Genomic DNA, 5,517 nt, shown 5'->3' with positions numbered 1-5,517 from the left:
GGGGGGCCGCCCTAGAACGCCGGGTGTTCGCGGGTGTCGAGGTGGGCGCGGCCGGCCATCTGGGAGGAGGCCTCGGCGTGGAAGCGGCGCGGGATACGGCCCCGTCACGGCGCACCAGGCCCGCGGTCGGCGGCGGGAAGTGGCTGCCGAGCAGCAGGGTGTCGGTGTCGGCGAGTTCGGCGAGGAGCTTGCGGCGGGTCGCCCCGGCCAGTGCCGGGTCGATGTCGACGTGGCTGTCGATGCCGGGCTCGGCGAGCTGGACGGGGTGGTGGATGCAGTCGCCGGTGATCAGGGCGGTGGCGCCGCCGCTCGTCAGCCGGACGGCGACCTGGCCGGGGGTGTGGCCGGGCATCGGGACGAGCGCCACCCCGGGCGCGATCTCCAGGCCGTCGGCGGGCACGTCGAGCAGGTCGAGGAGGCCGTGCTCGGCGACCGGGTGGACGGAGTCGCGGAACATCTGCCGGCGGGGCTCCTCCAGCTCGGTGCCCGCCCAGTGGTCCCACTCGGCGCGGCTGGTGAGGTACCGGGCGCGGGGGAAGGTGGGGACCCAGGCGTCCCCGTCCCGGCGGGTGTTCCAGCCGACGTGGTCGGTGTGCAGGTGGGTGAGGACGACGAGGTCGACCGATCCGGGCGGGAAGCCGGCCCGTTCCAGGCGGTCGAGGTAGTCGGTGTCGAGCCGGTGCCAGGCGGGGTTGGCGCGGTCCTTGCCGTTGCCGATGCCGGTGTCGACCAGGATCCGCAGGCCGCCCGCGGCCACCGCGAAGGTGTGGCTGGCCAGCCGCAGGACCCGGTCGGCGTCGGCGAAGTCGGGCTGCAGCCAGGGGGCGGCGGCGACCACCTCGGGCGTGGCGCCGGGCAGCAGCCAGGGGCCGGTCTGCGGCGGCAGTTCGACCTCGTCGACGCGGCGGACGACGAGGTCGCCCACCGTCCAGGCGGGTGCCGGGGCCGGTTCGGTGCGGGCGGGGTGCAGTAACGACATGGCCGTCCCTCCGGGTGCGGTCGGCGCCGGGCCCGCGGGCGTGGCGGACCCCGGGCGCCACTAAAGCTCAATCTTTGCGTTAAGCCTACGCGCACGGCGGGAACGGCCCCCGACCGGGGCGCCGCTACCGCTCGATGTACGACTCCAGGCCGCGCAGGAAGACCTCGACCTTGAACTCGAAGCGCTCGTCGCCGTCGCCGTGGACCATCGTCTCCGCCATGTCCCTGAGCAGCGGGAAGCGCTCCTCCGGGAGCCGGGCGAGGTAGTCGCGGACGCCGTCGAAGTAGGCGTCGACGTCCACCCCGGCGGCGATCTTCGCGGTGTAGAGCGAGGCCTCGTAGGCGTCCGAGTCGATCAGCTGGCCGAGGCCGTCCAGCGCGTAGGCGGCGACCTGCCGGGGAATGCCGGCGGAGAGCAGCAGGCCGACGACGAACTCGGCGACCTTCAGTTTGTTGGGGCCGAGCTGGATGCCGCCGAGCGAGACCACGGTGATGTCGCGGTGCGCGGTGTAGACCCGCTGCGCCTCCCGGCAGACCTCCTTGATCTGCTCCTTCCAGCGCTCCGGCTCGGGCCGTCCGGGCAGCCGGATCTCGCCGGAGATGCGCTCCAGCATCAGCTCCAGCAGCTCGTCCTTGCCGGACACGTGGGCGTAGAGCGAGGCGGGGCCGGTGCCGAGCTCCTGAGCGACCCGGCGCATCGTCAGGCCCTCGAGCCCTTCGCGGTCGAGGACGTGGATGCCGGCCTCGACGACGGCCTCGGGCGTGAGCGGCTGACGGGTGTCGGCCCTGCGCGCCTTGTGCCACGGGATCGGGGGCATCTCCGAGGTCACGCGCACCTCTTCCACCTCGGGGGGACGCCCGGTCCGCACGCACGGCCGGACGTCCGTGATCGACGGACGTTGACGAACATCGTAACCGAGGGCGAACAGCGTTCGAAGCCGCGAATATTGTTTGACAGAACGCCGATCGACTCCGTAGAACGGTGTTCGTTCGATAGAAACGTTGTTCCCCGTCTGGAGACGCCATGACCGACACCCCCACCCCGTACCGATGGCGGTGGGCCGCGCTGTTCGTGATCCTCGCGGCCGAGGTCATGGACCTCCTCGACTCGCTGGTCACCAACATCGCCGCACCCTCCATCCGCGCCGACATCGGCGGCGGCGAGAGCACCATCCAGTGGATGGGCGCCGCCTACACGCTGGCGATGGCCATCGGCCTGATCACCGGCGGGCGCCTCGGCGACATCTTCGGCCGCCGCCGGATGTTCCTGATCGGCGCCGTCGGCTTCACCCTCGGCTCGATCGGCTGCGGCCTCGCCCAGGGGCCCGACCAGCTGATCGCCGCCCGGGTCTTCCAGGGCCTGCTGGGCGCGGTGATGCTGCCGCAGGGCCTCGGCATGCTCAAGGAGATGTTCTCCGAGAAGGAGCAGGCCTCCGCGTTCGGCATGTTCGGCCCGGTCATGGGCCTGTCCACGGTCGGCGGCCCGATCCTCGCCGGCTGGCTGGTCGACGCCGACCTGTTCGGCACCGGCTGGCGCATGATCTTCCTGATCAACATCCCGCTCGGCCTGTTCGCGATCGCCGGCGGCCTGGGCTTCCTGCCCGAGTGGAAGAGCGCCCGCGCCGTCCGCCTCGACCTGCTCGGCGCCCTGCTCGCCGCGGCCGGCTCGGCCCTGATGATCTTCCCGCTGGTGCAGGGCCGCGAGCACGACTGGCCGCTCTGGGCCTTCGCCCTGATCGCCGCCTCCGTCGCCGTCTTCGGCTTCTTCGGCTGGTACGAGGGCCGGCGCAGCCGCAGCGGCGGCGACCCGCTGGTCGAACCCAGCCTGTTCGCCAAGCGCGGCTTCAGCGGCGGCATGGTCCTCGGCCTGCTGTTCTTCTCCGCGATGACCGGCTTCTGGCTGACCTTCAGCCTGTACACCCAGATCGGCCTGCACTACTCGCCGCTCAAGGCCGGCCTCGCGGGCATCCCGTCCTCGCTCGGCATGGTGGTCGCGTTCATCGCCTCGCAGGCCCTGCAGCGCTTCGGCCGCAAGGTGATGCACGGCGGCCTGGTCGTGATGGCGCTCGGCGTCGCCGGCATCATGCTCACCCTGCACCTGGCCGGCGCCGGGGTCACGCCGTGGCAGCTCGCCCCGGCCCTCACGGTCACCGGCCTCGGCATGGGCTTCGTGATGGCGCCGTTCTTCGACACGGTGCTCGCCTCGGTCGAGCCGCACGAGACCGGCTCCGCCTCCGGCACGCTCACCTCGGTGCAGCAGTTCGGCGCGGCGCTGGGCACCGCCATCCTCGGCACCGTCTTCTTCGAGCAGGTGAAGAGCGGCGACTTCGTGCACGCCGAGCAGGTCACCCTCGGGGTCGAGCTGGCCATGATGGCCGTCGTCTTCGCGGCGATCTTCCTGCTGCCGAAGCACGCCCGGCCGCAGGGCGGCGAAGGCGCCGAGGACGCTCAGGACGGCAGCGCCGAGGCCGGCGAGCCGGCCGCCCCGGTGCACGCCTGATCCAGCTGCTCCGCCTGATCCGAACGGCTGCGGCCGCCCGCCCCGCGCGGGCGGCCGCAGCCGTTCGCGCGTCCGGCCGTTCTCCGCCGACGCGTGTCCCGGCGGGCAGACCGGGCAGGAGTGCAGTGGCGGGGGAACGCCCGCACGGCCGTCCGCCGCCGGGCCCGTCCGAGGAGGAGTGCCGCCATGACCACCGCGCTGCCCCGGCTCACCGGGGAGTACGTGCTCGATCCCGCCCACAGTCGCATCGGCTTCGTGGCCCGTCACGCGATGGTGACGAAGGTCCGCGGTTCCTTCGACGAGTTCGAGGGCACCGCCCACCTGGACGGCGACGACCCCGGCAGCTCCCACGGCCGCATCACCGTCCGGACCGACAGCATCGACACCGGCAACCAGCAGCGCGACCAGCACCTGCGCACCAACGACTTCCTCGACGCGCCGAACCACCCCGAGATCACCTTCGTCTCGACCACCGTCGAGCGGGTCGGCACCAACCGCTACCAGGTCACCGGCGACCTCACCATCAAGGCCACCACCCGGCCCGTCACCCTCGACTTCGAGTACACCGGCAACGCCGTCGACCCGTACGGCAACCTCCGGGTCGGCTTGGAGGGCTCGGTGACGATCAGCCGCAAGGACTTCGGCGTGAACTGGAATGCGGCGCTGGAGGGCGGCGGCGTGCTGGTCTCCGACCGGGTCGTCCTGGAGATCGACGTCTCGGCGATCAAGCAGAACTGAACCGCGGACCACCCGAAACACCGGCCGCTGCCCTGCTTGGAGCGGCCCCGAGCGGACAGACGGTCGGTATGACCACCGTGCACGAGGAGAACGAGCGCAAGTACGACGGCGCCCTCGACCGCCCGCTGACCGCCGACGGGCTGTCGCAGGTGTCCGGGGTCGTCCCCGGCGGGACGGAGAAGCTGAACGCCGTCTACTTCGACACCCCCGACCTGCGCCTGCTGCGCAGCGGGATCACCCTGCGCCGGCGCAGCGGCGGCGGCGACGCCGGGTGGCATCTGAAGACGCCCGGTTCGGACGGCATCCGCGTCGAGACCCGGCTGCCGCTGGCCGCCGGGCACAAGCGGCGGCCGCCCAAGGAGCTCGTCCGGCTGGTCCGGGGCGCGGCCCGCGGCGAGCGGCTCGCCCCGGTGGCCCGGCTGCGGACGAACCGGACGATCACCCTGCTGGTCGACGCCGAACACCGGACCCTCGCCGAGATGGTCCGCGACCGGGTGTCGGCCAAGGCGCCCACCGCCGAGACCGGCACCGGTCCCGAACGCACGGAGTGGACGGAGACCGAGGTCGAGCTGGCCGACGGCGACCCCGGGCTGCTGGACGAGGTCGAGGAGCGGCTGCGGGCGCGGGGGCTGCGCAGATCCGCGGCGAGCTCCAAGCTCGGCCGGGTGCTCGGCGACCGGCTGGAAGCACCGGCCGCCCGGGCCGAGCCGCCGAAGGGATCCGTCGCCGCGGCCCTCACCGGGTACCTGCGCGAGCAGGTCGCCGCCGTCCACGCCCTCGACCCGGCCGTCCGCGTCGACCGGCCGGACTCGGTGCACCGGCTGCGGGTCACCGTACGCCGCATCCGCAGCGCGCTCGCCGCCCACCGCACGCTGCTCGACCGCGCCGTCACCGACCCGCTGGACAAGGAGCTCCGCCGGTTCGGCAAGGTGCTCGGCCGGGCCAGGGACGCCGAGGTGCTCGGCGAACGCCTCGCCCGTCAGGCCTCCGGACTGCCCGCGGCCGGCCGGCCGGCCGAGGTGTCCGCCCGGATCTCGGCCCGGTACGCCCGCCGCTACCGCCGCGCGCACCAGACGGCGCTGCAGGCCATGGACGGCGGCCGGTACTTCGCCCTGCTGAACGCCCTCGACGAGCTCGCCGCCCGGCCGCCGCTGCGCAAGCGGGCCCGGCGCGGCACGTCCGAGGCCCGGAAGGTCCTGGAGCGGCAGCGCCGGCGGGCCGTCCGCCGCCTCGGCACCGCGCTCGACCTGCCGCCCGGCCGCGAACGCGACGAGGCGCTGCACCGCGCCCGCAAGGCGGCC

5 protein-coding genes are annotated in these 5,517 nt (G+C 73.4%); 3 read left to right on the top strand and 2 right to left on the bottom strand.

The window, feature by feature from the left end:
• Together ABZ641_RS24440 and ABZ641_RS24435 are read right to left on the bottom strand one after the other, a co-directional pair.
• Nucleotides 1-979: MBL fold metallo-hydrolase (locus ABZ641_RS24440; protein ID WP_359984909.1), on the bottom strand; the 979-nt coding region annotated here is incomplete at its 3' end.
• Nucleotides 980-1,103: 124 nt separating this feature from the next.
• Complete coding sequence (locus ABZ641_RS24435) at nt 1,104-1,814, bottom strand: TetR/AcrR family transcriptional regulator C-terminal domain-containing protein (protein ID WP_344627180.1); 711 nt, start codon at nt 1,812-1,814, stop codon at nt 1,104-1,106.
• Nucleotides 1,815-2,002: 188 nt separating this feature from the next.
• Between ABZ641_RS24435 and ABZ641_RS24430 the strand changes: the two genes are divergently transcribed.
• The 3 genes from ABZ641_RS24430 to ABZ641_RS24420 form a co-directional block, all read left to right on the top strand.
• On the top strand, nt 2,003-3,478 hold the full coding sequence (locus tag ABZ641_RS24430) for an MFS transporter (protein WP_359984906.1): 1,476 nt from the start codon (nt 2,003-2,005) through the stop codon (nt 3,476-3,478).
• Nucleotides 3,479-3,664: 186 nt separating this feature from the next.
• Nucleotides 3,665-4,216 carry a YceI family protein gene (locus tag ABZ641_RS24425; RefSeq protein WP_344627182.1) on the top strand — a complete coding sequence of 184 codons (552 nt, stop codon included), beginning with the start codon at nt 3,665-3,667 and terminating at the stop codon, nt 4,214-4,216.
• 68 nt (nt 4,217-4,284) lie between these two features.
• Nucleotides 4,285-5,517 (top strand): CYTH and CHAD domain-containing protein (locus tag ABZ641_RS24420; RefSeq protein WP_359984904.1); only part of this gene is annotated, 1,233 nt, incomplete at its 3' end.

The sequence above is a fragment of the Kitasatospora sp. NPDC007106 genome, assembly GCF_040634455.1.
Taxonomy (GTDB): Bacteria; Actinomycetota; Actinomycetes; order Streptomycetales; family Streptomycetaceae; genus Kitasatospora; species Kitasatospora arboriphila.
This window is presented reverse-complemented; position numbering and strand designations above follow the sequence as displayed.